This is a genomic window from Pedobacter sp. 01N416, assembly GCF_056399685.1.
Genome location: NZ_JBFTRT010000405.1, coordinates 1 through 4771, shown reverse-complemented (window position 1 = coordinate 4771; position 4771 = coordinate 1). Strand labels below are relative to the sequence as shown.

Sequence of the window (4771 nt, the reverse complement as noted above, 5' to 3'; positions counted from 1 at the left end):
ATGGATTACCTCTGGAGGTGGTTTTAGTATTTACAGTCCCTCAACCGAAAAGTTTGAACGGTTCCAGGATAAACACCTTAAAAARTATAAACTTCCAGTTGGGTACCTGAGGGGGATAAAAACCAATAATAGCGGCAAGCTCTATTTCCTGATCGAAAACCTGGGTATTTTTTGCTATGATCCAAAAACTAATGCAACCGTCAGGTATGGCCATCAGAACGGCGTATCCAATTCGCTATATGCTGATCAGATAAGCGATTTTATTGATGACGAAAAAGGCAATTTATGGGTTATTTATACCAGTGGTGTTCTTGATAAGTTCAATTTAAAGAATCGCAGGGTGACAAGCAGGTATTTTGTCATCAACAAAAGGTTTGGTGAGCAGGTAAATTCCTTCAATCTCAACCGCGATTCGGAAGGCAATATTTTTATTTATAGCAGGGGTAATCCTTTCGGTTTATATTACCTTAATGTGGTAAGTGATCAGTTTAGTTATTTTGGGAAAAAGCAAGATCACTCCGGATTAAGCTCAAATAACGTAAGCAAGGTAATTGAGGGCGACGATGGAAATATCTGGATAGGGACCGATCATGGCGGAATCAATATCCTGGACAAACATACCCACCGGTTAACCTATATTTTAAGTAAAGAAGGTGACCTGAAGGGCTTAAGTGATAATAGTGTAGGGGCTTTATATAAAGATAACAATGGAATAGTGTGGGTCGGGACCTACAAAAAAGGAATCTCTTATTACCATAAAAGTGTTTATAAATTCCCCTTAAATCAGTATTTAACTGGGGAAAATGCGCTAAACGAGGATGTTAATTCATTTGCGGAGGACAACAAAGGTAACCTGTGGATCGGAACAAACGGAGCAGGCCTGTTGTACTTGAACAGAAGTACAGGCGAAATAAAAAGGTACCGTAATAATGCTGCCAGCAATAATTCGTTAAGTAGTGATATTGTGATCAGCCTTACCATCGATCATTCAGGTGTTTTATGGATCGGTACCTATTTAGGTGGGCTTGATTCTTTTGACGGGAAGAAGTTTACGAATTTTAAGCACACCGCTGATCCCTCGAGTATTTCAGATAACCGGATTTATGCTTTGCAGGAAGATTCTTCCAACAGGCTCTGGGTAGGAACCTTAAACGGTGGGCTGAATTTACTTGACCGCAGTACCGGAAAATTTAAACACTTTAACCCTTCGGTTAAAAATACATTAAATGCTTATGTGGTTACCTGTTTGTACGAAGATAAAAACAAAAACATCTTAATAGGCACCACAGCAGGGTTGAATATCCTGGATGCAAAAACCGCTAAGTTTAGCTATTTAAAAAACAACAACAGGGATACTAATTCCCTGATACAGGGTGTCGTAAATTCAATCGCCAATGATAGCAGGGRGTGGATTTGGATAGGCACAAGAGAAGGGATAAGCATATACAATCCTGCAAGCAGAAAGTTCACTAATTTAAGCGAAGAGATTGGCCTGCCTGAAAATACAGTGCTTTCACTTATCGAAGATGAGGATCACAATATCTGGTACAGTTCCCTTAAAGGGCTTTACAAAATTTCTGTAATTGCTCAGGGGAAAATCTATAAATTCAGGTACAGTAAGTACAACAAGTCAGACGGGTTGCAGAATACACAGTTTAACATCAATGCAGTACTGAAAACTAAAGCCGGCGAACTAATTTTTGGGGGGCCGAACGGCTTCAATATTTTCAGGGCAGGGCAGATCAAAAACAGCCAGTTTCCCTCAGCGTTGGTCATGACTGACTTAGAAGTATTTTACCATAAGGTAGACGTTGGTGAAAGTATAAACGGGCATGTTATTTTGCCCGAAACCATAACAGAACTTAAGAATTTAAGCCTTAGCTATAAAGAGAATATTTTTTCAGTCCAGTTTGCACTGCTCAATTATTTTAATCCCCAAAAGGTAATCTATAAATACAGTCTGGAAGGATTCGATAAACGTTGGCTTACGGTACCTTCAGAAAGCCGTAAAGCTACTTTTACAAACCTTGATCCCGGCAAATATATACTCCATGTAAGGGCTTTTAATGAAAATGACGCTGTACTCTTGGCCGAATCACAATTGAAAATTACCATTTTACCTCCCTTCTGGCGCACAACATGGGCGTATATCCTGTATGTTTTGGCCATTGGTTGCCTGTTGCTATTTATTAGGAGAAGGGGGATCAATAAATTAAGGCGGGAATTTGCTTTGGTACAGGAAAGAATCCAGGCGCGGCAATTACGCGAGCAAGACCGTAAGGAGGCTGAAAGATTACGGGAACTTGACCTGTTAAAAATTAAATTTTTAACCAACCTGAGTCACGAGTTCAGGACGCCTATTTCCCTGATCCTGGCTCCCGTAGACAAACTTTTGATCGAATCTAAAGAGAAGGAAAGGTATGGTCAGCTGGCCATGATAAAAAGAAATGCAAGGCGGTTATTAAACCTGGTAAACCAACTGCTCGATTTCCGTAAAATGGAAGAGCAGGAACTACGGTTAAATAATAGCGATGGCGAAATTGTTTCCTTCATTAAAGATGCAACAGATTCTTTTTACGATCTGGCAGAACGGAAGCAGATCAAACTTACTTTTAAAAGCACCATAGAAAACTTATACGTATCATATGATCAGGATAAGATAGAGCGGATATTGTTCAATTTACTTTCGAACTCATTTAAATTTACACCAACAGGGGGGACAGTAGGTGTTGAGCTACAAATACTGGGTGGTAAACCAGCGGATGGCAGGGTTTCACTGGAGTTAAAAGTGATGGACTCGGGGATTGGTATTCCAAAGGATAAACAGGAAAAAATATTCGAACGGTTTTTCCAAAATGATACTACCTCTTCCATTCTTAACCAGGGTTCAGGTATAGGCCTTTCTATCACCAGAGAGTTTGTCAAAATGCATGGTGGCGAAATAGTAGTAAAAAGTGAACCTGGTTTGGGGAGTTGTTTTACATTATCCCTAAATCTTGTACCCGTTGCCATTTCAGGGCAGGAGCAAAAACACCTTGAGGATGCCGATGTGCCAAATGCCGCGCCAGATAAAAAAGATGGGGAAAAAGAATCTGCCGACAAGCACCTCCGCGTAAAAAATGCCCCTCTCATTCTGTTGGTTGAGGATAACGAGGATTTTAGGTTTTACCTTAAAGATAACCTGAGGGTTTTTTATAAAATCGAAGAGGCATCAAATGGTAAGGAAGGCTGGCAAAAGGCGCTTGCACTACATCCAGATCTGATCGTTTCCGATATCAGTATGCCTGAAATGAATGGCAATGAGCTTTGCGGGAAATTAAAATCAGACGAGAGGACAAAGCATATACCGATTATTCTTTTAACGGCTTTAACGGGTGAAGAAGAACAGCTAAAAGGGTTAGAAATAGGAGCGAACGATTACATGACCAAACCCTTTAATTTTGAGATCTTGCATTCCAAAATCAAGAACCTGCTCACGCTGAATCAAACCTTTAAAAAAACTTATTCCAGGCAGGTGAGTATGGCATCGCCAGAAATGGAAATAGAATCCGATGATGTGAAATTCCTGAACACCGCATTGCTTTACATTGAAGACAATCTCCATAAACCTCAATTATCGGTAGAAGATCTGAGCAAACATATGATGATCAGTAGGGTATCGTTATACAGAAAGTGTTTACGGGTTACCGGTAAAACCCCTGTTGATTTTATCAGGTCTGTTAAGCTCGAGAAAGCCGCTGTTTTATTGGAGAAAAGTAGTAAAACCATTTCTGAAATCTGTTATATGGTCGGTTTTAGCACCCCTAACTATTTTGCAAAGGCATTCAGGGAAAAATACCAGTTACTTCCTTCAGAATATAGAGCGAAAAAAAAGGATTCGGATTAAAAACAGCTCCTTGTGCCTTTCGGAAAGGATAAGTTGATTGATGGTGTTGAATTAAATAAAAACACAGCTATGTTGCTTCTCAATGTTATTAAGGTAAGCCATTCGGCACAAGCAAAATAATTTAACCACGACTTGTCCCGATTTTCGGGAGATAGAAAGGATGTACACAGATATGAAATCCGTGTTTATCTGCGTGCATCTGTTGTTAAAAGCCTGAGGTCGATTATTAAATTGTAAAAATAACTATCAGACAAGGCTTATTCCTAATCTCATCGTCATGCTGAACTTGTTTCAGCATCTTTTTTGGCAGGAAAGACCCTGAAATAAATTCAGGGTGACGACTGACTTAACCCAAAAACGAGATAATCAAATCGGTATTTAAATATTGAACCCAGGTTAAAAGCGCTTAACTTAACGACATTGCTTTTGCCACTTGAGTAATATTATTCTTGATACGTACTAAATGCCTCGATAATAATCGTTGTTTTAACGCTTATTATTTATATTTGTGAAAGACCAAATATAAAACGCATGAAAAGAATAGCATCAGTATTGCTTTTACTTTGTTCAATCTTCACAATTGATCAAACTTACGCACAGCAGAATTTTAAGAATTGGGCGAAGACTCCTCCAATGGGCTGGAATAGCTGGGACTGTTACGGCTCTTCCGTTACAGAAGCCGAAGTAAAAGCCAATACAGATTACATGGCTTCCAAATTGAAATCTTTCGGATGGGAATATATCGTTGTAGATATCCGCTGGTTTGTGGAAAATGATAAAGCAGGAGGATATAACCAAACGGATCCAAAATATGTAATTGATAAATTTGGCCGTTATCTGCCTGCTTTGAACCGGTTCCCGTCGGCAGCAGACGGACAGGGAGGG

At 39.6% G+C, this 4771-nt stretch carries 1 protein-coding gene and 1 pseudogene; both read left to right on the top strand.

Going from position 1 to position 4771, the window contains the following annotated elements:
- Nucleotides 1-3886 (top strand): hybrid sensor histidine kinase/response regulator transcription factor (locus AC1DND_RS19950; RefSeq protein ID WP_477584289.1); only part of this gene is annotated, 3886 nt, incomplete at its 5' end.
- Nucleotides 3887-4417: 531 nt separating this feature from the next.
- A pseudogene (locus tag AC1DND_RS19945) lies at nucleotides 4418-4771 on the top strand (alpha-galactosidase); the annotation flags it as partial.